This window comes from Clostridium sp. OS1-26, assembly GCF_030915445.1.
Lineage (GTDB): Bacteria > Bacillota > Clostridia > Clostridiales > Clostridiaceae > Clostridium_AM.
In genome coordinates this window covers 1,153,090-1,176,499 of record NZ_CP133264.1, presented here as the reverse complement: position 1 = coordinate 1,176,499, position 23,410 = coordinate 1,153,090, and the positions used below count along the sequence as shown (strand labels likewise).

Genomic DNA, 23,410 nt, shown 5'->3' with positions numbered 1-23,410 from the left:
TATATTAAAACGGTTTCACGGAGGTGCTATCATATGGATGTTAATTATCTTATTCTCGTAATAAATCCTGGTTCAACTTCTACAAAAATAGCATTATTTAACAATGAAGAGTGTATAGCCTCTGAAAACTTATCGCACAGTGTAGAAGAGATAAAGAAATTCAAGAGCATTTATGAACAAAAAGAAATGCGCACAGAAGTTATAATGAAATGGATTAGAAAGCAGAATGTTTCCGTTGAAAGCTTAGCGGCAGTAGTAGGTAGAGGTGGACTTTTAAGACCAATGCCAGGTGGAACCTATAAAGTGACAGAAAGAATGATGGAAGATTTGAAAATAGGTTATCAAGGTCAGCATGCTTCGAATCTTGGTGGAATAATTGCACATGCAATATCTAAAAAAGTAAACATACCTGCATTTATTGTTGATCCTGTAGCAGTTGATGAAATAGAAGATGTAGCCAGAATATCAGGATTACCAGAGATTCAACGAAGATCACTTGTTCACGCATTAAACATAAAAGCTGTTACTAGAAGAGTATGTACTCAGTTAAATAAGGACTTTAACAAAAGTTCATTTGTTGTAGCTCATATAGGCGGTGGAATATCAATATCACCAGTTAAAGACGGAAGAATAATTGACATGAATAATGCTAATGAAGAAGGACCTTTTTCACCTGAGAGAGTAGGAGGACTTCCTGTAGGAGACCTAATAAAACTCTGTTATAGTGGGAAATATACATATGATGAATTAAAGAAAAAGATGATAGGTCAAGGTGGACTTACCGCATATTTAGGAACTAATGATGGAAGAGAAATTAATAGAAGAATAGATGAAGGAGATAAAAGAGCAGAGTTTATTCTGAATGCCATGGCTTATCAAATTGCTAAAGAAATAGGAGCTATGTCTGTAGAATTAAAAGGACAAATAGATGCAATAATATTGACAGGCGGTATGGCTCATAATAAAAAACTTACAAGTTTTATAGAAGAAATGGTTAAATTTATTGCTCCTGTGACAGTGGTTCCAGGGGAAGATGAAATGTTAGCACTGGCTCAAGGTGCATTAAGAGCACTAAAGAGTGAAGAAATACCAAAAGTATATGAGGAAGAGGTGTTTATTAATGATTAAAAATTTTGCAGAAGTTTTACAAAAAGCTAAGGATCAAGAAACAAAAAAGGTAGCAGTTGCAGTAGCTCAAGACAAGCCAGTTCTTGAAGCTATTAGAGATGCTAAAGAGCAAGGAATAGCAGATGCTATACTAGTTGGCGAAAAGTCACAAATAGAAGCTATTGCAGCAGAAATAGGAATGGACTTAAGCAATTTTGAAATAGTTGATGAAAAAGATAATGTAAAAGCTGCACTAAAAGCTGTTGAGCTAGTTTCATCAGGAAAAGCTGATATGTTAATGAAGGGACTTATTGATACAGCAAACTTCCTAAGAGCAGTACTAAATAAAGAAGTTGGGTTAAGAACAGGAAAATTAATGTCACACGTTGGTGTGTTTCAGTTAAATAATTTTGATAGATTATTATTCTTAACAGATGCCGCATTCAACATGTATCCAGAACTTAAAGACAAAGTGGATATAGTTAAAAATGCAGTAACTGTGGCTCAAGCAGTTGGAGTGGAAAAGCCAAAGGTTGCTCCTATCTGCGCTGTAGAAGTTGTAAATCCTAGTATGCAGGCAACTGTGGATGCTTCAATACTTTCAAAGATGAATGACAGAGGTCAGATAAAAGGGTGCTTCATAGATGGACCACTAGCACTAGATAATGCTTTATCAGAAGAAGCAGCAGCACATAAAGGGGTTACAGGCCCAGTTGCTGGAAGAGCAGATATATTATTAATGCCAAATATAGAAGCTGGAAACATAATGTATAAGACTTTAACTTATACAACAGAATGCAAGAGTGGAGCATTATTAGTTGGAACATCAGCACCAGTTGTTTTAACTTCAAGAAATGATAGCCATGAAACAAAAATGTACTCAATAGCCTTGGCGGCATTAGTTGCTACTCAGTTAAAAAAGAAATAGTTTAATTACATATAAAATTACGAATTATTCACTTAAGTTTAAGGGAGGAAAAACAATGGCTTATAAATTATTAATAATAAATCCAGGATCAACATCAACTAAAATAGGAGTTTATGAGGACGAAAAACAAATATTAGAAGAGACTCTAAGACACTCATCAGAAGAGATAGGAAAATATGCTACTATATTTGATCAATTTGAATTCAGAAAAGAAGTTATACTACAAGTGCTAAAAGAAAAGAATTTTGATATAAACACATTAGATGCAATTGTAGGAAGAGGCGGACTTTTAAAACCTATTGAAGGCGGAACTTATGCTGTAAATGAAAGTATGCTTGAAGATTTAAAAATTGGAGTTCAAGGACAACACGCATCAAACCTTGGTGGAATAATAGCTAACGAGATAGGCAATTCATTAAATATACCAGCATTTATAGTTGACCCTGTTGTTGTAGATGAAATGGATGATGTTGCAAGAATATCAGGAATGCCAGAAATTGAAAGAAAAAGTATTTTCCATGCATTAAATCAAAAAGCAGTTGCAAAGAGATATGCAAAAGAAAACAACAAATCCTATGATGAATTAAATTTAATAGTTACACATATGGGTGGCGGAGTATCTGTAGGAGCTCACAAAAATGGAAAAGTTGTAGATGTAAACAATGCTCTAGATGGGGAAGGCCCATTCTCACCTGAAAGAAGCGGTGGACTACCAGTTGGAGATCTAGTTAAGCTTTGCTTCAGTGGTAAATATACTATTGATGAATTAAAGAAAAAGATAAACGGTAAAGGTGGAACTGTAGCATATTTAGATACTAATGATTTCAGAGTAGTAGAACAGAAGGCCTTAGAAGGAGATGCTAAATCAAAGTTAATATTTGATGCATTTGTTTTCCAGATTGCAAAAGAAATAGGTAAGTGTGGAGCAGTTTTATGTGGAAAAGTTGATGCTATATTATTAACTGGAGGAATTGCATACAGCAAGGCAGTAACAGCAGCTATAAAAGAAATGGTATCATTTGTTGGACCAGTTGTAATTTATCCAGGAGAAGATGAACTCTTAGCTCTAGCACAAGGCGGACTTAGAGTATTAAATGGAGAAGAAAAAGCTAGAGAATATAAATAATTTAATAGGTAATGATAGAAGTACAGAACACATTCCTTTTTCTGTACTTCTTTTCATATGTGGAATCTCTCTAAATGAAGCAAACCAAAGAATTAGTAGAATTTAAAAGCTAGAGTGAATTTTTATGCAAGATTATAAATAAAAATCATATTAGAAATTTTGAATGTTTTATGATATAATATAAATGTGATTAAAAATTGGTCAGAAAAAAATAAATTTAAAGCAAAAAATTCATAATCTTCTACAAAAGTGAAATTCAGTAATGAATTTTATAGTAGACAATGAACTTAACGTTTGCTAAAATTAAACCATATGGACATAATTTAAGAACATAATAGGTTAAGTTGTACTCTATGTGAATACGTTTACGCGAAATTGAAGAAAAAAGAGTTGTTGTTCACTAATCTGTGAGGTGATATGGTGAGTAGAATAAGAATATTTACAGGACATTTTGGAAGCGGCAAAACTGAAATATCTATAAATTATGCAATAAAACTTGCAAAAGAAGGCAAAAGGGTTGCAATTGTTGATTTGGACATAGTAAACCCTTACTTTTGTACAAGGGGAATCAAGAAAGAGCTTGAAGAGCATGGTGTAAGAGTAATTGCTGCAGATCCTAACTTATCAAATGCAGAATTGATGGTGGTTCCGCCAGAAGTTTTATCTGTTTTTAATGATAAGAGCTATGAAGTAATCATGGATATCGGTGGTGACGATCAAGGAGCTGTTGTGCTTGGACAGTATAATAGATACTTAAGAGAAGAACCTTATGATATGTACTTTGTCATAAATAATAATAGACCTTTAACATCAAATAATGATGATACACAGGATTATATGAGAGTTATACAAGCAGCTTCTAGGCTTAAGGTAACCCATTTAATATCTAATACTAATATGTCTTATGAAACTGCAGTAGAAGATATTATTAGAGGTGATAAAACAGTAAATGAGCTATCTGAAAAGCTTAATATACCTCATAAATATACTGTTTGCAGAAGAGATTTGATTGATGAGGTTAAGGGTAAGGTGCAAGGCGAACTTTTACCAATAGATATATATATGAAGCCGCCTTGGAGATAAAGTGAGACTTTACCATTTTTAAAATTGCTAGAAATAAAATTTATATAAATAGGGTTGAAAAACTCAGTAATTTTCTAGAACAAAAGCTATCTAGTAAGAATTGCTCAAAAGATTTTCAATTACCAACATTAAGGAGGGAATTTCTTATGCCAAATGCAAAGGTAACTTTTAGAGAAGAAAGATGCAAAGGCTGTGGACACTGTATAGCTGTATGTCCAAAGAAAATAATAAACTTTGCTAATAAACTCAATGTAAAAGGATATCATCCTGCAACTGTTACAGAGGATAAGATGAGTGAATGTATTGCATGTGCATCATGTGCAAGAATATGTCCTGATTATGTAATAACAGTTGAAAAAGAGTAAGGAGGGCGTTTTATGGGAGAGAAAGTATTAATGAAGGGTAATGAAGCCATAGGAGAAGCTGCCATAAGAGCAAATTGTAAGGCTTTCTTTGGTTATCCTATTACCCCACAAACTGAGGTTGCTGCTTATATGGCAAAGAAAATGCCAAAGATAGGTAGAACATTTATCCAGGCTGAAAGTGAAGTTTCTGCTATAAACATGGTTTATGGTGCAGCTGGTACTGGAGTTAGATGTATGACATCATCAAGTTCACCTGGAATAAGCTTAAAAGCAGAAGGTATATCATACATTGCAGGTGCAGAGTTACCTTGTGTTATTGTAAATATAGTTAGAGGAGGCCCTGGTCTTGGAAGTATTCAACCAGCTCAGTCAGACTATTTCCAAGCTACAAAAGGCGGCGCTCACGGAGACTTTAATATGCCTGTATTTGCACCAGCTTCAATACAAGAGATGGTTGACCTAATACAAGATGCTTTTGATGTAGCAGATATGTATAGAACTCCTTGTATGATTATGGGGGATGGAATGCTTGGTCAAATGATGGAACCAGTTGAGTTCAAAGAAAAACAAGCAAGAGAGCTTCCAGAAAAGACTTGGGCAGCTAATGGACTAGGTGGAAGAACAGAACATAACGTTATAAATTCATTATACTTAGAGCCAGAACTATTAGAAGATCATAATACACATCTTCAAAAGAAATATGCTGCTATAAAAGCAACTGAAGTTAGATATGAATTATTTAACTGTGAATCAGATTGTGACTTAATATTAGTTGCATATGGAACTACATCAAGAATATGTAAGAATGTAATTAAAATGGCTGAAAAGGAAGGAATAAAGTTAGGCTTAGTAAGACCAATAACTTTATGGCCATTCCCAGTTGAAGCTTTTGAAAAAACAATAGATAAAACTAAACACGGCTATTTATCAGTAGAAATGAGCTGTGGACAAATGGTTGAGGATGTAAGACTTGTTGCAAGCGGAAGAAAACCAGTTGACTTCTACGGAAGATCAGGCGGTATGGTTCCAGATCCAACAGATATCCTTAACAAAGTTAAAGATATAGTAGGAGGTGCAAAGTAATGGCTATAGTATATCAAACTCCAAAATCATTGTTAGATGTGCCAACTCACTACTGTCCAGGATGTACTCATGGATTAATCCATAAATTAATTGCTGAAGTTATGGACGAGCTTGGTATATTAGATAAAACTATAGGTGTAGCACCAGTTGGATGTTCGGTTTTAGCATACAAATATTTTGCATGTGATATGTTTGAGGCTGCACACGGAAGAGCACCTGCAGTTGGTACTGGTATAAAGAGAACAAACCCTGATAAAGTAGTATTTACTTATCAAGGAGATGGAGACCTAGCAGCTATAGGTACTGCTGAAATAGTACATGCAGCAGCTAGAGGAGAAAATATAACTTCAATATTCGTAAATAACTGTATATATGGTATGACTGGTGGACAAATGGCTCCAACTACATTACCAGGTCAAGTTACAGAGACTTCACCATACGGAAGAGATACTAAACAAGCTGGACACCCAATAAGAGTTGCTGAAATGATCTCAACTTTAACTGGTGCTTGCTATGTTGAAAGAGTTTCTGTAGACACAGTTCCAAATACATTAAAAGCTAAAAAAGCTATAAAGAAAGCTTTCCAAAATCAGTTAGATGGAAAAGGATTCTCAATGATAGAAGTACTATCAATTTGCCCAACTAACTGGGGATTAACACCTTCAGAATCAATGCAATGGTTAAAAGACAACATGATACCATATTATCCTCTTGGCATTAAGAAGGATACAACTGAGGAGGTGAAATAAAATGGCATCACAACAGATAATTTTCGCAGGTTTTGGTGGACAAGGTATATTATCTATGGGTAAATTTCTTGCTTATGCAGGAATGGATGCTAATTTAAACGTTTCATGGTTACCATCATATGGTCCAGAAATGAGAGGAGGTACAGCTAACTGTTCAGTTATATTAACTGACGAGGGCATAGGCTCACCAATAGTTACTAAAGCTGATAGTATAGTTGTAATGAATAGACCTTCTCTAGAGAAGTTTGAAGACTTAGTAGAAGCTAATGGTGTTATAGTATTAGATTCAGATTTAGTGGATGTAATGCCTACAAGAACTGATTTAAATGTTATAGCAATCCCAGCTCAAACTATAGCTCAAGAATTAGGAAGCAAAACAATAGCTAATATGGTTCTTTTAGGAGCACTTGTTAAGAAGACAGGAATAGTTACAATAGAAGCTTTACTTGATTCATTAAAGGCTCATGGAAAAGAAAAATTCTTTGAAGTAAACAAGAAAGCTATTGAAAGAGGAATTGAATACGTAAAATAATAAGGCTGAATTTAACCACCCGAAACTATTTCGGGTGGTTTTTATATTAATTTTAACCAATATATACGGAACCCTCCCGACCTCTATAAGGCGGGAGATGGATAGCATTTTATAAATTTAGACTCAATGCCTAAATTTATAAACTCACTTCTAGTCTCTAAAAGTGGCTGAAATTCTTACTTTAGGGCATAATAAGTATGGAGGTGAGACTACATGATTAGGTGCTTAAAAACAGAATTCAGATGCAGTAAGAAAGATTTAGAGAAATTGTTTTTATGTAATAGAGTTTCTGCTCTTGTATGGAATGAGTGCCTAAGAGTAGCTAAAGAATATTCTGTAGCAAATGGTGGTAAGTGGATTAATAAGACTAATCTGCAAAAAGCACTTAAAGATAAGTTTCCTCTTCATTCTCAATCCATTCAGGCAGTAGCACATAAATATCTATTTTCTAGAGATGCATCTCATAAAGCTAAACTTAAAGGCTGCTATAAAAACAAATATCCCTACAAGAAGAAGAAAAACTATAATACTAAGTGGGTAGATAAAGCCTTTAGAATAGGGAAAAATACTATACTTCTAAGTTTAGGTATACAAAATAAAAAAAGAGAATTACCTATTAAAGTAACAGTATCAAAGCTGCCTATAGGTGATATAAAAGAGATAGAGCTTATATATGATAGAAAACTTATGCTGTCTATAGTTTATGATGGTGGATCTAAAGAAAAGGAAAACAGTGGTACAAATATAGCAAGTATAGATTTAGGAGAAATACATTCTATAGTTTCTACTGCTACTAATCTAAATTCAATAATTATTACAGGTAGAAAGCTTAGGTCAGTAAATAGACTTAGAAATAAGAAACTTAAAGAACTTCAAAAACTTATGAGTAAGTGTAAAAAAGGAAGCAGGCAGTGGAGAAAATATAATGGAGCTAAAAAATACATACTATCTAAAAGCGATAATCAGATTAAAGAGATACTTCATAAAACTACTAAAGAATTTGCTAATTGGTGTTTAGAAAATGAAGTGAAAAAAGTTGTAATTGGAAATATTGAAGGTGTTCAAAGAAACACTAGAAAGAAGAAAAGAAAAGATGTGAATCAAAAGCTGTCTAACTGGTCTTTTGGAAAACTACAGAGTTATTTAGAGTATAAACTAAAAGCAGAAGATATAACCTTAGAACAAATAAACGAAAGGTATACAAGTCAGCAGTGTCCCTGCTGCGGTAGAAGGAAGAAAACTTCTACTAGAAATTATGTGTGTAAGTGTGGTTATAGAGAACACAGAGATATACATGGGAGCAAAAATATACTATCTAAATATCTATATGGTGATATTAGAGATATAGGAAATGTAAAACTAAAGAAGTATCTACGGATAGCGTAAGTTAGAAGTAGTAGATGGCAAGGACCTGCCCACAGCTTATGCTGCGTTGCTTATTAGAAAGTACGAAGCTTTTCCTATACTTTGTATAGAAGATACTAAGCAAACCTTATTATCTGCTGAAGAGTTAGTACTGAATGATAAGAAGCCTCTGCCTTTATAGGTAGAGGAGGTTCACGCTAGTTAATACCTGTTGTTACTGTAAGTAAATTGTAATATAATATTATAATGTAGTTAATATTGTTGAAAAAAATAATATATTAAGATAAAAGAGAGAGGTATTGATTGATATGCATAGAATGTTTGGAACCGACGGAGTAAGAGGTATCGCAAATAAAGAATTAACAGCAGAATTAGCATATAGATTAGGAAGAGCTGGAGCTTATGTGCTTACTGAGGGAGCACATAAACCTAAAATATTAGTAGGAATGGATACAAGAATATCAGGAGACATGTTGGAAAACGCATTAGTTTCAGGTATATTATCTGTAGGTGCAGAGGCTCTTTGTGTAGGGGTGATACCAACTCCTGCAGTAGCGCACCTAACTAGAAAGTACGGAGCAGATGCTGGGGTTGTTATATCTGCATCTCACAATCCAGTAGAATATAATGGAATAAAATTTTTTAATGGACAGGGATACAAGCTATCTGATGAGTTAGAAGATAAAATACAAAGTGTTATAGAAAGTAACTTTGAGGGAGTTCCCCTTCCAACAGGAGAAGAAATAGGAAGAAAAATAGAAGAGTCTGGCGAAGCAATTGGAGACTATGTAGAGTTTGCCAAATCAACTATAGATATAGATTTAAAAGGGTTAAAGGTAGCATTGGATTGTGCTAATGGAGCATCTTATATCACAGCGGTAAAAGCATTTAAAGAATTAGGTGCTCAAGTGTATGTTATCAATAATGATCCAGATGGAATTAACATAAATAAAAATTGCGGATCAACTCATCCTGAAGAGCTAATGGATTATGTGGTTAAAAAAGGATGTGACATCGGTTTAGCATTTGATGGAGACGCAGATAGATGCCTTGCAGTAGACGAAAAGGGAAACCTAATTAATGGTGACTTTATTATGGCTATTTGCGGTAAACATTTAAAAGAGACTGGCAAATTATATAAGGATATTGTTGTTGTAACTGTAATGAGCAATTTAGGATTAGATATAGCTTTAAATAAAGAGAACATAAAGACAATAAAAACTAAGGTTGGAGATAGATATGTTCTTGAGGAAATGGCTAAGGAAGGATACAAGCTTGGTGGAGAGCAATCAGGACATATTATATTCTTAGATTACAATACTACTGGAGACGGATTGGTTACTGGACTTCAACTTGGAGCTATAGTTAAGAAAAGTGGAAAAACTTTATCAGAATTAGCTTCAATGATGAAGGAACTACCACAGGTACTTGTGAATGCTACAGTTCCAAATAATAAAAAGAGCATATACTTAGAAGATGAAGAAATAGTAAATGAAATAAAGAAGATGGAAGAAAAGCTAAATGGATGTGGACGAGTATTAATAAGACCTTCAGGCACAGAGCCATTAGTTAGAGTTATGCTTGAAGGAGAAGTTCAAAGTGAGCTTGATGAAATGGCGCACAACTTAGCACAACTTATTGAGAAAAAAGCAAATAGTTAATATATAAATAGGGTTCAAAGTAAAATTTTAAGGTAGTTTTCATATGATATAAAGACACAGGCATGGACCTGTGTCTTTTTTACTATAAATACTATGATTAATATATAGGCTATATTTTAAATAATTTAGATAAATTTAGTATTTAATGATAGAAAGCTGCTATTATATTTGTATTATTATATGAAGAGCTCTTTAAAAAAAATTATCTTATAAGAACATAAAAGTTGCAGCAAGTATAATGGAGGGGAAAATGGGGATAAATGAAGATAATTTCATTAGAGAATTAAACAGTAAAAATCCTAAAGCTTTAGAATATGCATTTAATACCTATTGTGACTATATATATAATGTAGTATTTGGGGTATTTGGTTCAAAACAATATTCTACTTATATAGACGAATGTATTAATGATATATTCATGTGTCTATGGAATAACATAGAAAGCTTTGATGAAGAAAAGGGAAGTTTTAGATATTGGTTTAAGGCTGTAGCAAAATATAAAGCTATAAACTATAAAAAGAAAATAATTAAAAATACTAATGTTGAATGTATAGAAGATTATATAATACAATCTAAAGATCAAGTAGAAGATTTAATCATATCTAAGGAGAATAAAGTTGAGGTTATTAACGCAATAAAGGAACTTAAAGAAATAGATAGAGAAATCTTTATAAGAAGGTATTTAATACAGGAAGATATAGTAGATATAGCAAGTGACCTAAAAATAGATAGAGCGGTAGTAGATAATAGGCTTTCACGGGGGAGAAAAGTTTTAAAAGAAAAACTTGCTTTTTTAAAAAAAGGAGGTTGTATAAATGAATAGAGATGTTTTAGATGAAGGAGACATGCTAGAACTATTTAATTACATTAGTAAAGATGATAAAGAAGATGAACGTGTGGATCTAAAAATGAACGATCTACGGAAGAAAAAATTAAGAAAAAATTTAATGAAGCAAATTAATAGTGAATGTAAAGTAAGAAAGTTTAAATATAAAGCGGCTGCTGTAGCCTTAGTATGCATAATATCAGCTGGTGTTTTAGTAGTGCCAGCTTTTGCGAGAAACATTCCAGTTTTAAATTCTATAATTCAGAGTTTCAATGATAAGAATGGAGAATATCAAAAATATTCTCAAGCAGTTAATAATAGTGCCACTGATAAAGGTATAACATTAACCATTAATGAAGTACTGTGTGATAACAATCGACTAATTATGGCATATACAATAAAAAGCGATGGGAACATTAAGGATGTTATTAAGGAAAAAATGGATAAAGATTATAGACCTTTTTTTCTAGGACATTATTTGAAGATAAATGGTAAAGATGGCTTTGGAAATGGTGGAGATGGAGGAAAATACGTAGATACTCACACCTATGTAGGATCTTGTGAGATTAACGTGTCAGACAAAAATCTTCCAGAAACTATAAATATAGATCTGAATATAAAAGATATAGGTGGAATACAGGGAAACTGGAAGCTAAGCTTTAGTTATTCAAAAAGGAAATACTTAAAGAAACCAAGGTATTTAAATCTAATATGAGTGTAAACTTCCCAGAAGCAATTATTAATATAAAAAAAGTAACCTTTACTCCTATTAATACCTCTATAGTTTTTACTGGTAAATATACAAATAAGGATTATAAAGATTTAGATAAAAGAGCAAAGGCTTTTGGAGAAGAGCACTTTGCAGGAGAGATGAAATATTCTCATTGGTTTATTTATGATGATAAGGGAACGGAAATTCAATGGACGGAATTCCTTACTACCACCGAAAAAAACTCTTTATTTAGCGATTTTTATGGTGAACTAAAATGTGTTAGATTAAAAAATATTCCTAAGTATTTAACAATTATACCTTATAGTCTCCCTAAACTTGATAATAACTATAAAATGAAAGAAGAATGTAAATCTATTAATGGACAGTACCCACTAGAAATCTTACAAGGCAAAATTGGGAAGACTATAATTAAAGAAATAGAACTCAAAGAAGATAGAACTATAGTTAGGTATAATGTAGAGGGTTTAGCTCCGCTTACACAGGCAAGTAGTTTATTTATTAAAGATACGGGAAATAATTATGTTGAGTATAAAAATAAATCGGACCTTATTGATGTAGGTAATAGAAGAATAGATGAAAATAAGCCTAATGAATATGTTGTGGAGTTCGAACCTTTGGATAAAAATAAAAAATATATTATAGGAACAAGAAATTTTGATGATTTTGATATAAGGAAGGACTTAAAGTTTAAAATAGACCTTAGTAATAAATAACATAAAGTTACAGGTGACAAATATAAGCTGCATATTAATATATTAAATTGTTTCATAAAAATTATTGAAAAATATTAAGTATATAAGGATTTATATGTAGTTGTATATTGCTATATGCAGATATAACATGTAGCAATATACAACGCTAAAATTTAAATAGAGCTATCTTAGATCAAGTAATCAACTAAAGCATATTAGTATTAAAATGAACTTAATATTAAATTTATAAAAAATATATTGACCAAATTATTAAAGTAGCCATATAATATAGGAGCAACTTGTTTTATGCTATATTGATTTAATAATCGAGGAGGTGAATAAAAGAGAGTAGGCTTTTAGTCTCTATAAAGTTAAATTTTAAAGCGCCAGAACTTAAGTGAGGTTCTAAATCTATGATTTAGTTAACCGAACTTACACAGATGTGTAAGTGATAACTTAGAAACGTCCGGGTAAGTTGGACTAGCTAAATCAGAGATTTGTGTTATAAAGGAAACTCCACCAGCCAAGCTGCTGGAGTAAGTTCGATTAGTAAAATCGAAGATTTGAAATCTCACTTAAGTTGACGAGGATGGGGAGTATCGATTCTTCGGCGGGTGCCCCACGGTATCGCACTACCGTTAACGGTTGATAAAATCGGGAAGTGATTTCCGACACAATATCAATCTGGTGTTAAAACCTAAGCATCCAACCTAACTTTGTGTTTGTTGGAAAGCTTACTTCTTCATGCAGCATGAAGAAGTTTCATCATTAGCGAATTTAAAATCATAAAAGCTTATTTAATCCTTTCATTTTTTGATATTTAGGAAGGCTTTATAAGCGTGAAATTAAAATTGTAAATTTGAGTTCGCTATTCTCGAAAAAGAGAATTATAAATTTAAAATGAGAAAGGAAGATTATTTATGTGCGGAATAGTTGGTTTTGTAGGAAAGAGAGAGGCTTCTCCAATATTAATTGAGGGATTAAGCAAATTAGAATATAGAGGATATGATTCAGCAGGTGTAGCAATACTTGACGGAGATAAATTAAATGTAACAAAATGCAAGGGAAGACTTGCTAATCTCGAAGAAAAACTTGAAACAACTCCATTAAAGGGTTGTATAGGTATAGGTCATACAAGATGGGCGACTCACGGTGAACCATCAGACTTAAATTCACATCCTCATACTACTGAGGATGGAACAATCAGTGTAGTTCACAATGGAATCATAGAGAACTATATCCATTTAAGAGAATGGTTAATGACAAAGGGATATAGCTTTGCTTCAGAAACTGATACAGAAGTTATACCTCACTTAGTTGATTATTTCTACGATGGAGATCTAACTGATGCTGTTATGAAGGCTGTTGCAAAGATGGAAGGAAGCTATGCTATAGGTGTGGTTTGTTCTAAAGAGCCAAATAAAGTTATAGCAGTTAGAAAAGATAGTCCATTAATAGTTGGATTAGGAAAAGATGAGTGCTTTATAGCTTCAGATATTCCAGCTATATTAAACCATACAAGAGATATATACCTTTTAAATGATAATGAATTCGTAGTGTTAAGTGAAAACGGAGTTAAGCTTCTAACAGCAGAAGGCGAAGAAATCAAGAGAGATATATATCACGTAACATGGAATGCAGATGCAGCTGAAAAAGGTGGATTTGAACATTTTATGATAAAGGAAATTCACGAGCAGCCAAAAGCAATAAAAGATACTATGACTTCAAGAATTATGGCAGGTAAGCCTGTAACTCTTGATGATATAAAAATAACAAAAGAGCAAATAGAAAATATAGATAAGATATATATAGTAGCTTGCGGAACTGCTTACCATGCAGGGGTTGTGGGTAAGTATGTAATAGAAAAACTTGCAAGAATACCTGTAGAGATAGAAGTTGCTTCTGAATTTAGATATAGAGATCCAATCATAAATGAAAGAACCCTGATGATGGTTATAAGTCAGTCAGGAGAAACAGCAGATACTCTAGCTGCACTTAGAGAAGCTAAAAAACAAGGTGCTAGAGTAATCGCCGTAACTAATGTTGTTGGAAGTTCTGTATCAAGAGAAGCTGATGATGTATTATATACTTGGGCTGGTCCAGAAATCGCAGTTGCTTCAACAAAAGCATATGTTACGCAGCTTATAGCTATGTATATGATAGCATTATTCTTTGCTGAAAATAAAAAGACTATAAGTGAAGAAACTATAGATCAAATAAAGAAAGAAATGCTTGCACTGCCAGAAAAAGCAGAGAAGGTATTAGAAAATAAAGAAACTATCCAAAAGTTTACTGCAAAAACTTATATGCATAAAGATATGTTCTTCTTAGGAAGAGGTCTTGATTATGCAGTAGCTATGGAAGGATCATTAAAGCTTAAAGAAATATCATATATCCATTCAGAAGCGTATGCAGGTGGAGAACTAAAACATGGCCCAATAGCTTTAATAGAAAAAGGAACTATTGTAATAGCAGGAGCTACCCAAGAAGACTTATTTGATAAGATGGTAAGTAATATAAAAGAAGTTAAAACAAGAGGAGCTAATGTTTTAGGAGTTACTTGTGAAGGATATGATGAAATTGAAAAGACTGTAGACTCTGCATTGTATATACCAAAAGTAATGGATATACTTTCACCAGTAGTTTCAGTAATTCCACTACAATTATTATCATACTATATGGCTATACAAAAAGGCTGTGACGTTGACAAGCCAAGAAATTTAGCCAAAAGTGTAACTGTCGAATAGTTTTTTATAAAAAGTAATTAGTTGTTGTAGCTTTATAAAAAAGTTTGACCATTTATAAAAAAGTCGAACCGTTTTGAAAAAAGTTTAACTATTTATAAAAAAGTTGAATCAAAATATTTGTTATGGATATGCTATATTTTGAGAATGTAGTATAAGTAAATTTAAAATAAATATAAGAATGTAATAAACTGCACATTCTCATTTAGGGTGAGAGTGTGCAGTTTTTGCTTTATAAAGGGTGGTGAAAAAATGGCTAAAAGAAAAAGGCATTTGAATATAGATAAAATGCTTAAGGAAGGCAGAGGAAGTGGTAAAGGTAGTGAATATAAACCTTGGATTAGAATTCAAGATGTGCCTTCATTAGGTAGATCTACTAGGCTTAAAGGAATAAAGACAGGAAGACAGCATGAATTTTTATCAGATATGGAAAGAGACTGCTTTTATTTGTTGGAATTTTCAGATGAAGTGGAAGATATAAGAGAACAATTCCCATTGTTGCCAATTGAAGATACATTAATTATTGCTAAAGAATTAGGAGTAGAACATCCTAAAAACCCGAAAACAGGAGAATTTATTGTTATGACAACCGATTTTCTAATATCAATAAATCACAACAATGAAACTTATGAGGTTGCGAGAACAATAAAACCTAAAGATGACCTTATGAATAGAAGAATTATAGAAAAATTTTATATTGAACAGAAGTATTGGGAAAGTAAAGGGATCAATTGGGCAATAGTTACTAATGAAGAAATAAACAAAGTTATAGCAAATAATATAAGTTTTGTTCACAATTATAAGGATATAAAGACAATAGATTCTTTTAGTAACATTGAAGCAATGGAATTGAATGATTTATTGTATGCATTTATAAGAAAGATAATAGACAATCATAAATCTATGAGAACTATCTGTAGTGAATTTGATACTGAAATGTGTTTAGAAAGAGGAAGCAGCCTTTCAATATTTAAGCACTTGGTGATAAACAAAATTATTGATATAGACATAACAAGAAAAATTGATGTTAATAAATCTATACCTAGTATAAGGGTAAGCGAAAAATCAATTAAAAAGGTGGATGTAATATGATATCAATTAATTCAGTTTTTAAATACATAGATGAAGAAAACGGAGAACGGATAAGAGTTATTGATATTATCGAAGACTATGTGTATGTAGTAAATGTTGATGCAGTAACATCAATGCCTAAAAAAGAACTATTAAAAACTTTAGAAGAAGAAATTGATGGGGAAAAGTTGATAACGATTAAAGATCCATTCGCAAGAATAATTAATGAAAAAGAACTTTCTGAAATTCAAATTAATAAAAGAAATGAGAATTGGAGTTTTGTTGAAAAGTATTGGGATTCAAATAAATATGAGCTTTTAGAAAAAAATCATAGAGAAAATAAGCTTAAAGAAATAGCTAACAGTTCAGGTTGGAGTCTGACAAAAGTAAAAAAAGCGTTTAGTAGGTATTGGCAAAGAGGAATGAATAAAAACTCTTTATTACCGGACTACGTCAATTCTGGAGGAAAAGGCAAAGAAAAGAAACTAACGGATTTAAAAGTGGGAAGACCTAAAAGAGAAATCTATTTGGAAGATTTTATAGAAGGAATTAATGTAACTGATGAAGTAAAAAGACATTTTCAATTTGCTATAAATAAGTATTATAGAAATAATAAAAAAATATCTTTAAGAGAAACATACACTCTAATGCTTAGAGATTTTTATTCTGATGAATACAAAGAAAATGATGAAATTAAACATATTGTTTGGGATAACGCTAGAATACCTAAATATAATCAATTTTATTACTGGTTTAAGAAGTTTGAGGATGTTAAAAAGGATACTATATTAAGGGATAGTGAGAAAGAATTTAATTTAAAACATCGTTCATTACTAGGTAATTCTAAGATTGAGACCGATGGTCCAGGAACAAGATTTCAAATAGATGCAACCATAGCAGATGTGTATCTAGTAAGTTCTTTAAATACAAAGAGAATTATTGGTAGACCAATTGTTTATGCAATAATAGATGTTTATTCTAGGTTGATTACGGGAATTTATGTAGGGCTAGAGGGACCGTCATGGCTTGGAGCTATGATGGCACTAGATAATATGCTAGCTGACAAGGTTGAATTTTGTAAAAGATATGGAATAGAAATAACAGAAAGTCAATGGCCAGCAAAACATTTACCGGATATCATAATAGCTGATAGAGGTGAGTTTGAGGGTTATTTACCAGAAAGTTTAATTAACAATTTGAATGTTAAAGTTGAGAATACTTCTCCTTATCGTGGTGATTTAAAAGGCATAGTAGAAAGAAATTTTAGGACACTAAATGGGAAAATAAAGCATAAATCACCTGGAGCTATAGAAAAGGAATTTAGAAAACGAGGGGATAAAGACTATAGATTAAATTCGGCTCTAACATTAGAGCAATTTACAAGGATATATATAAATATTGTATTACAACATAATAGCAAGCTTATAGAAAAATATCCTGTTGAAAAAGAAATGCTAGAAGATGAGATATTACCAATTCCAATTCAATTGTGGAACTGGGGAATTGAAAACAAAAAAGGAAGATTAAAGACTGTTAACAGAGAGATATTAAGACTAAATATTCTTCCAAGAGGAAAAGCAAGTGTTTCAAGGTCAGGAATTAAATTTAAAGGATTATTTTATAGTTCTGATAAGGCAATTAAAGAACAGTGGTTTGTTAAGTCAAAGGTTAGAAGTATTGAAATTGTATATGATCCTAGAAATGTCAACAATATATATATTCCATATCATGATGGGTTAGGTTATGAAGAATGTTACTTATTAGAAACAAGCATGCAGTACAAAGATTGTTTATTAGAAGAAATAATTTTCAATCAAGAGTTATTAGCTGAATTAAAGGATAAACACTTGAGAGAACAAAATCAAATTGATATTGATTTAGAAAATGAAATAGAAAAAATAGTTAAAGAAGCAAAAGTAGCAAAATCAAAAGAATTAGAGTATGGGTTAAGTAAAAATCAAAGGATTAAAGGCATAAAGAATAATAGAACAGTTGAAAAAGAAATTAATAGAGAATGCGAAGCTTTTAAAATTGGAGAAAAAGTAAAAAGTGAAGGTAAGATTGCTGAAGTAATTGAACTATGTAATTCTAATAAAAGCTTAGAAGAAAAGAAGGATACTGGCAAGGATAGGATTATGGAAATGCTTAAAAAGAAAAGAGATGAGAGACGTGAAAAATAATGAAAGAATAATTATATTAAAAGGTAATGCTGAAAAAGCTAATTATAAGGAACAAGAAATAGAAGAATACAAAGGGAATCCTTTTATAGAAGCGTTACCACATATATTTTCTGATGAAGAGGTAATAGATAGGTTTACATTATCTCCTATAATTACAGACAAAGACAAAGTTAAATCTTCAAATTTAAGATATCACATCATAAAACGAGCAAAAAATTTCATTCAGCCTTTACCAATACATATTACCTTAGAAAGAAGGTTATCATCACTTATTAGGCGTGGTTACTTAGCTAGAAATCCTTTAGATAAAACTTTCTTAGAAAGATTGAGAATATTAAATGAATTAAGAGATGAAAGTTCCAATGAAAAAGTTCTTAATGAGAGAATGGAACATATTAGATCCACAGCTGATAGCTTATCAATTATAGGAATATCAGGAATTGGGAAGACAACAGCTATAGAAAGACTTTTATTGATGTACCCTCAAATAATAAAACATGAAGAATATGCGGGTGAAAATTTTAGTAGAACTCAAATAGTATGGCTTAAAATAGATTGTCCCTACGATGGTAGCTTAGCTACCTTATGTAAGAGTTTTTTTAAGGCCATAGATGATCTATTAGGAACAAGGTACCTAGAGAAATTTGGCTATGCTAATAGAATTACTTCTTCAATGATGTTACATATGACTACTTTAGCTAGTATGTATGGAATTGGTGTGTTAGTTATAGATGAAATCCAACAGCTGCTTAATGCTAAAAATGATATGGAGGAAATGCTAAATTTCTTTGTTACTCTTAGTAATACTGTAGGTATTCCTACTGTACTTATAGGTACAAATAATGCACAAAAAATATTTAAAGGTAACTTCAGACAGGCAAGAAGAGCAGCTAGTGAAGGATCAATAATATGGGATAGAATGGCTAGGAAAAGTGATGAATGGAACTTTTTTCTAGAAACCTTATGGTATTTTCAATGTTTAAAAGAAAACACTGTTTTAACAGATGAGATAAAGGATGCATTTTATGATGAATGCCAAGGAATAACGGCAGTTGCAGTTAATTTATTTATACTTGCACAGGAAAGAGCATTAAGTGGGGAAAAAGAAAAAATAAATTGTGATATATTAAGAACTACTGCAAAGGAAGATCTTCATATGATTCAGCCTATGATAAAAGCTCTTAGAAATAATGATAGGAATGAAATTAGAAACTATGAAGATATCTCAATAAACTTAGATGACATAGCTTTTAATTATAGGAAAGATATTGAGTTAAATGGAAAATTAGAAGAACTATTTAAAGAAAGAAATAATACAATTGAACTTAAGAGAAGAAGTGTTGTAGAAAGTTTAGTCATGGATTTATGTTCAATAGGGATATTTGATAATTTAGAGGATATACAAATAAAGAAATTAGTCGAAAAATTAGTACAAAAGCAACCGATAGATGAAGATTATAATTCCATAAAAGCTATGGCAATAAAAGCAGCAATGGAACTTAATGAAAAAATAAAAAGTGACAACTTAGCAAAACTAAATAAACCTAAAAAAGAAGGATTATTAGCTTTGTATGAAACAGCAATAAGGGCTAAAGAGCATCCGTATGAAGTATTAAAGAGAAATGGTTATATTAAAAATCCAGTTGATGAATTTTTGATGATAAAGTAAACAAGAGAAATATAAGGGGAATGGATGGTTAAAAGTGTATTTATAAAGGAGAATATAAGGCATGATACATTTTTTTACTGATCCTTATAAAGATGAACTTATATATTCAGCAATAGCAAGATATCACTATTACACCGGTAATGCAGACTGTAAAGATACGTTAGAAGAGCTATTTGGAAGTAGGTCAATAATTCCAAGCCTAGAGATAGGAAGCAATTTAGGTAGATTAGCAGAGAATTTAGGAGAGAAATATACTTCAGAATATATTATGAAAAATCACACAGTATTTCCGTTCTATAGTCCATTCTTACCTAATGATAGGAAAAAGGAAATCATAAAAGAGATAAAATATAAAGATGGTAAAGGGCTTTATACAAAGTTAGGAGTTATAGCTGGAAGTATATGCAGAAAAAACGGCATATATTATTGTCCGGATTGTGCAAATAATGAAATAGAAGACTATGGAGAGGTGTATATTCATAGAGAACATCAGCTGCAAGGTGTGTATGTATGTCCTCATCATGGAATGAAGTTAAAGAAATATAGAGTTGATAGGAGCAATTCAAGTAGGATTGAGTTTATAAGGTTAAATGAAAAATTACTAGATTTAAGAAATATAAGGTTGATTAATAAAACTTATGAAGATAAATTGCTCAAAATATCCAAGGATGCATACTATCTATTACAGGCAGATTTAGATAATGTGTCTAAAGAAAAAATACTAGAAAAATATAAGAATCTGTTATATAAAAGAGGTCTAACTACTTCCAGTATGAGGGTAAAGCAAATAGAATTACATGAAGAGTTTATAGCTTTCTATGGGAAAGAATTTTTAAAAATAATGGAATCTAGTATAGATAATGATGATGAATATAATTGGCTTAGAGTAATTACAAGAGATCTAAGTAGAACTGTGCACCCAATAAGGCATTTATTATTAATAAACTTTTTAATGGGTAAGATTGAAGGATTTTTTGAAGATATAAATAAAAAATTTAATCCATTTGGAGAAGGCCCATGGCCATGCCTAAATAGAATTGCAAATCATTATAGAATGAACGGAGTAAAGGATTTAAAGATAACAGAAGATTATAAAACTAGATTACCAGTTGGAACTTTCAGCTGCGATTGTGGTTTTGTGTATTCAAGAAAAGGTCCCGATAAAGATGAAACTGATAAATATAAAATAGGTAGAATAAAAAACTTCGGTAAGGTATGGGAAGACGGGTTAAAAGTATACTTGAAAGAAGAAAAATACGGACTTAGAGAATTAGCCAGACTTATGCATTGCGACCCTAAAACTATATGGAAGTTTGATGCTTTATTAGGGATAAACTATTTTAATAGATATAAAAACGCAGTTGATTTAGAACATAAAGAACAAATAAGGCAGAGTGATTTATTAGAAAAATATAAAGAAGGTATTTTAAAAAGCATAGAGGAAAATCCAACAATAACAAGGACTAAGCTAAGAGAAATATGCAAAAAAGAATATATATATTTGTATAGATGGGATAAAAAGTGGCTACATGACAATCTACCCAATAAAACTAAGAGCATTAACCATAATAAAAAAGTAGCTTGGAATGAAAGAGATAAAGAGATTATAGCTTTGTTGAAATCTAAGTATAAAGAATTCTTAAGCAGAGATATTCCTATGAGAATAACAAAATCTAGAATAGGCAAATCCTTAGGAATACTTGCTGATTTAGAAAAGAATCTTAATAAGTTACCAGAAACAGAAAAATATTTAAAGGATATAACAGAAACTGTGGAAGAGTTTCAAATAAGAAGATGTAAAAATATAATAGATAACAAACTACAAAAGGATGAAGATATAAAGCTGTGGGAAATACAGAGGCTTGCAGGTATTAGAACGAAAGATTTTAAAAAAGTAAAAGAAAAAATAGTGAATTATATTAATGTAGAAAACAACAGGGGGATGTATGAGAAGGGAAGCAGTTAAGATAAAAGATTGGCCTTTCGAAAAAGGAGAAAAAGTAAGGCTAACATGGATTGGAGAACCTTTTAAAGAAAATAACAAATGGATGGTTAATACATATTTTAAAGGTAGTAAAGTTACAAGAAGAATTACATTAGATTGGGCCAGTATACACTTTTTATCAGTAGAAAAATATTATACTGATGGAAATTTAAATAATGGAGAAGTTTTAGAAAAAGAAGATATTATAGAAATAAATTTAAATGGTGTTAAAGCAGAATATAAGGAAAGAGATTGGGTCAATTCGGGAAGTGAATTTAAAGATAAAACGAAATCCAAGACATTCAATTTTATTAAGAATGGTATTTTGTATACAATACCTATAATTGAAATAATAAGAGCTGTTTTAGCACCAGATAGATTTATGTTAAATAGAATAGTTGAAATGGATACATTAGAGAACTATTTTACTTATGAGATAAACGGAAGTAAGCTAGATATTCATTTTGCGTCTGAATATGAAGAAAAGTTATTAAAAAGTGAGAAAGTAAATCATATAGCATGGATACTTACAAATCCTAAAATATTTAAAATGTTTAATTCTATAGGGCAAAACATTTGGCAATTAGGAGAATTAAAGTTTGATTTCTTATTTGATAAATTTAACATCAAGGCAAGAGTTGAGAAAAAGGAAACATACATTAGAGTGTTAGAAATAGTGTCTCTTAGAAAAAAGAGAATAAACGTGGAAGAAGTAAATATATATCATCCTAGTTTAGATGAAACAGTAAGCGCAAATGAAATTAAAAAGAGGACTTATATTAATAGAAATACCAACAGTGATAGAGAATTAGATTCAGGAGCAGATGGAGCTACCAAAAGCTCAGATGAAATTAATACATTTTTGATTACGCATGAATATGAAACAGTTCCTAGAATAAATAAGGTGAAAAGTGGAAGAAAAATCAAAAGAACTAAAGAAGATGAAAACACTAAAAAGTACATTTCAGAAAATGAAAAGCTTAGAACAACAGCAGATATAGGGGGACAAGATATAATTAAAGGATTAGAGTTTACTAGTATAGAGAATATAGAAGAAAAAGGAGAATTAGAGGAGTTTGTGGAGATACTAAGGCTATTACAGAAAAGATATGATGTGAAGTTTGTAGAGATAATCATTGGAGAACTTCCAGAAGGGAAAAAAGGCAAGAGATTTTCAAGGTTAAGTGATGGGATAACAAAGAGAAAATATGCTATTGGAAAGATAACTATGATAGATGGTAGAGAATATAGTTTAATAGAGATTGAAAGAGAAGATAAAGCTTTATCGATGTTATTATTAAAAGCAAATGTACAAATAAATTGGGAATGGATATACAGAATATTGTTAATAAAATTAGTTGATGAAGGTGGTAAATGGAGTAATGAAATAATAAACAAAACCAAAGAAAAAGAATGTACAGTTTGTAGAATTAAGCATATTAATAGATTAGCGTATGAGAATGAAGATTTTTTATACAGAAAACTAAAGAGGGAAATAATATAAAATGTAGA

20 protein-coding genes are annotated in these 23,410 nt (G+C 31.4%); all 20 read left to right on the top strand.

Features of this window, described 5'->3' with window-relative positions; translation table 11 throughout:
• Positions 1 to 33 precede the first annotated feature (33 nt).
• On the top strand, positions 34 to 1,128 hold the full coding sequence (gene buk / locus RCG18_RS05750) for a butyrate kinase (protein ID WP_308040442.1): 1,095 nt from the start codon (positions 34 to 36) through the stop codon (positions 1,126 to 1,128).
• On the top strand, positions 1,121 to 2,035 hold the full coding sequence (gene ptb, locus RCG18_RS05745; RefSeq protein ID WP_308040441.1) for a phosphate butyryltransferase: 915 nt from the start codon (positions 1,121 to 1,123) through the stop codon (positions 2,033 to 2,035). Before buk (RCG18_RS05750) ends, ptb begins: the two co-directional genes overlap by 8 nt.
• A gap of 55 nt (positions 2,036 to 2,090) precedes the next feature.
• Positions 2,091 to 3,161: a butyrate kinase gene (buk, locus tag RCG18_RS05740; protein WP_308040440.1), complete on the top strand. Its 1,071-nt coding sequence runs from the start codon at positions 2,091 to 2,093 to the stop codon at positions 3,159 to 3,161.
• Positions 3,130 to 3,267 carry a hypothetical protein gene (locus RCG18_RS05735; RefSeq protein ID WP_308042135.1) on the top strand — a complete coding sequence of 46 codons (138 nt, stop codon included), beginning with the start codon at positions 3,130 to 3,132 and terminating at the stop codon, positions 3,265 to 3,267. The genes buk (RCG18_RS05740) and RCG18_RS05735 overlap by 32 nt, the downstream gene beginning before the upstream one ends.
• A 314-nt stretch (positions 3,268 to 3,581) precedes the next feature.
• The gene (locus RCG18_RS05730; RefSeq protein ID WP_308041966.1) at positions 3,582 to 4,244 is read left to right on the top strand and encodes an ATP-binding protein; all 663 of its coding nucleotides are present in this window, start codon (positions 3,582 to 3,584) and stop codon (positions 4,242 to 4,244) included.
• 146 nt (positions 4,245 to 4,390) lie between these two features.
• Positions 4,391 to 4,609 carry a 4Fe-4S dicluster domain-containing protein gene (locus RCG18_RS05725; RefSeq protein ID WP_308040439.1) on the top strand — a complete coding sequence of 73 codons (219 nt, stop codon included), beginning with the start codon at positions 4,391 to 4,393 and terminating at the stop codon, positions 4,607 to 4,609.
• 12 nt (positions 4,610 to 4,621) lie between these two features.
• Positions 4,622 to 5,692, top strand: a complete 1,071-nt coding sequence (locus RCG18_RS05720) for a 3-methyl-2-oxobutanoate dehydrogenase subunit VorB (RefSeq protein WP_308040438.1) — start codon at positions 4,622 to 4,624, stop codon at positions 5,690 to 5,692.
• Entirely contained in the window at positions 5,692 to 6,441 is a 750-nt protein-coding gene (locus RCG18_RS05715) for a thiamine pyrophosphate-dependent enzyme (RefSeq protein WP_308040437.1), read from the top strand. Before RCG18_RS05720 ends, RCG18_RS05715 begins: the two co-directional genes overlap by 1 nt.
• Before the next feature lies 1 nt (position 6,442).
• Positions 6,443 to 6,973, top strand: coding sequence for a 2-oxoacid:acceptor oxidoreductase family protein (locus tag RCG18_RS05710; RefSeq protein WP_308040436.1), 531 nt, complete (start codon positions 6,443 to 6,445; stop codon positions 6,971 to 6,973).
• A gap of 213 nt (positions 6,974 to 7,186) precedes the next feature.
• Positions 7,187 to 8,359, top strand: a complete 1,173-nt coding sequence (locus RCG18_RS05705) for a transposase (RefSeq protein WP_308040435.1) — start codon at positions 7,187 to 7,189, stop codon at positions 8,357 to 8,359.
• A 287-nt stretch (positions 8,360 to 8,646) separates the two neighbouring features.
• The gene (glmM, locus tag RCG18_RS05700; RefSeq protein WP_308041965.1) at positions 8,647 to 9,999 is read left to right on the top strand and encodes a phosphoglucosamine mutase; all 1,353 of its coding nucleotides are present in this window, start codon (positions 8,647 to 8,649) and stop codon (positions 9,997 to 9,999) included.
• Positions 10,000 to 10,249: 250 nt separating this feature from the next.
• The gene (locus RCG18_RS05695; RefSeq protein ID WP_308040434.1) at positions 10,250 to 10,822 is read left to right on the top strand and encodes a sigma-70 family RNA polymerase sigma factor; all 573 of its coding nucleotides are present in this window, start codon (positions 10,250 to 10,252) and stop codon (positions 10,820 to 10,822) included.
• Complete coding sequence (locus tag RCG18_RS05690) at positions 10,815 to 11,540, top strand: DUF4179 domain-containing protein (protein WP_308040433.1); 726 nt, start codon at positions 10,815 to 10,817, stop codon at positions 11,538 to 11,540. The genes RCG18_RS05695 and RCG18_RS05690 overlap by 8 nt, the downstream gene beginning before the upstream one ends.
• Positions 11,537 to 12,271, top strand: a complete 735-nt coding sequence (locus tag RCG18_RS05685) for a DUF5643 domain-containing protein (RefSeq protein WP_308040432.1) — start codon at positions 11,537 to 11,539, stop codon at positions 12,269 to 12,271. The genes RCG18_RS05690 and RCG18_RS05685 overlap by 4 nt, the downstream gene beginning before the upstream one ends.
• Positions 12,272 to 13,170: 899 nt before the next feature.
• Positions 13,171 to 14,997 (top strand): glutamine--fructose-6-phosphate transaminase (isomerizing), encoded by a 1,827-nt coding sequence (gene glmS, locus RCG18_RS05680; protein ID WP_308040431.1) that lies wholly within the window; start codon positions 13,171 to 13,173, stop codon positions 14,995 to 14,997.
• 249 nt (positions 14,998 to 15,246) lie between these two features.
• Positions 15,247 to 16,086, top strand: a complete 840-nt coding sequence (locus RCG18_RS05675; protein ID WP_308040430.1) for a TnsA endonuclease N-terminal domain-containing protein — start codon at positions 15,247 to 15,249, stop codon at positions 16,084 to 16,086.
• A complete protein-coding gene (locus RCG18_RS05670; RefSeq protein WP_308040429.1) occupies positions 16,083 to 18,245 on the top strand; it encodes a Mu transposase C-terminal domain-containing protein in 2,163 nt (720 codons plus the stop codon). The genes RCG18_RS05675 and RCG18_RS05670 overlap by 4 nt, the downstream gene beginning before the upstream one ends.
• Positions 18,226 to 19,914 (top strand): ATP-binding protein, encoded by a 1,689-nt coding sequence (locus tag RCG18_RS05665; protein WP_308040428.1) that lies wholly within the window; start codon positions 18,226 to 18,228, stop codon positions 19,912 to 19,914. The genes RCG18_RS05670 and RCG18_RS05665 overlap by 20 nt, the downstream gene beginning before the upstream one ends.
• 61 nt (positions 19,915 to 19,975) lie before the next feature.
• Positions 19,976 to 21,880 (top strand): TnsD family transposase, encoded by a 1,905-nt coding sequence (locus RCG18_RS05660; protein ID WP_308040427.1) that lies wholly within the window; start codon positions 19,976 to 19,978, stop codon positions 21,878 to 21,880.
• Positions 21,861 to 23,402, top strand: coding sequence for a Tn7-like element transposition protein TnsE (locus RCG18_RS05655; protein ID WP_308040426.1), 1,542 nt, complete (start codon positions 21,861 to 21,863; stop codon positions 23,400 to 23,402). Before RCG18_RS05660 ends, RCG18_RS05655 begins: the two co-directional genes overlap by 20 nt.
• The last annotated feature ends 8 nt before the right edge of the window (positions 23,403 to 23,410 follow it).

Excerpts from the sequence above, each read along its gene's own strand:
- buk (WP_308040442.1), top strand. The coding sequence starts at position 34 with ATGGATGTTAATTATCTTATTCTCGTAATAAATCCTGGTTCAACTTCT.
- ptb (WP_308040441.1), top strand. The coding sequence starts at position 1,121 with ATGATTAAAAATTTTGCAGAAGTTTTACAAAAAGCTAAGGATCAAGAA.
- buk (WP_308040440.1), top strand. The coding sequence starts at position 2,091 with ATGGCTTATAAATTATTAATAATAAATCCAGGATCAACATCAACTAAA.
- RCG18_RS05735 (WP_308042135.1), top strand. The coding sequence starts at position 3,130 with ATGGAGAAGAAAAAGCTAGAGAATATAAATAATTTAATAGGTAATGAT.
- RCG18_RS05725 (WP_308040439.1), top strand. The coding sequence starts at position 4,391 with ATGCCAAATGCAAAGGTAACTTTTAGAGAAGAAAGATGCAAAGGCTGT.
- RCG18_RS05720 (WP_308040438.1), top strand. The coding sequence starts at position 4,622 with ATGGGAGAGAAAGTATTAATGAAGGGTAATGAAGCCATAGGAGAAGCT.
- RCG18_RS05715 (WP_308040437.1), top strand. The coding sequence starts at position 5,692 with ATGGCTATAGTATATCAAACTCCAAAATCATTGTTAGATGTGCCAACT.
- RCG18_RS05710 (WP_308040436.1), top strand. The coding sequence starts at position 6,443 with ATGGCATCACAACAGATAATTTTCGCAGGTTTTGGTGGACAAGGTATA.
- RCG18_RS05705 (WP_308040435.1), top strand. The coding sequence starts at position 7,187 with ATGATTAGGTGCTTAAAAACAGAATTCAGATGCAGTAAGAAAGATTTA.
- glmM (WP_308041965.1), top strand. The coding sequence starts at position 8,647 with ATGCATAGAATGTTTGGAACCGACGGAGTAAGAGGTATCGCAAATAAA.
- RCG18_RS05695 (WP_308040434.1), top strand. The coding sequence starts at position 10,250 with ATGGGGATAAATGAAGATAATTTCATTAGAGAATTAAACAGTAAAAAT.
- RCG18_RS05690 (WP_308040433.1), top strand. The coding sequence starts at position 10,815 with ATGAATAGAGATGTTTTAGATGAAGGAGACATGCTAGAACTATTTAAT.
- RCG18_RS05685 (WP_308040432.1), top strand. The coding sequence starts at position 11,537 with ATGAGTGTAAACTTCCCAGAAGCAATTATTAATATAAAAAAAGTAACC.
- glmS (WP_308040431.1), top strand. The coding sequence starts at position 13,171 with ATGTGCGGAATAGTTGGTTTTGTAGGAAAGAGAGAGGCTTCTCCAATA.
- RCG18_RS05675 (WP_308040430.1), top strand. The coding sequence starts at position 15,247 with ATGGCTAAAAGAAAAAGGCATTTGAATATAGATAAAATGCTTAAGGAA.
- RCG18_RS05670 (WP_308040429.1), top strand. The coding sequence starts at position 16,083 with ATGATATCAATTAATTCAGTTTTTAAATACATAGATGAAGAAAACGGA.
- RCG18_RS05665 (WP_308040428.1), top strand. The coding sequence starts at position 18,226 with ATGAGAGACGTGAAAAATAATGAAAGAATAATTATATTAAAAGGTAAT.
- RCG18_RS05660 (WP_308040427.1), top strand. The coding sequence starts at position 19,976 with ATGATACATTTTTTTACTGATCCTTATAAAGATGAACTTATATATTCA.
- RCG18_RS05655 (WP_308040426.1), top strand. The coding sequence starts at position 21,861 with ATGAGAAGGGAAGCAGTTAAGATAAAAGATTGGCCTTTCGAAAAAGGA.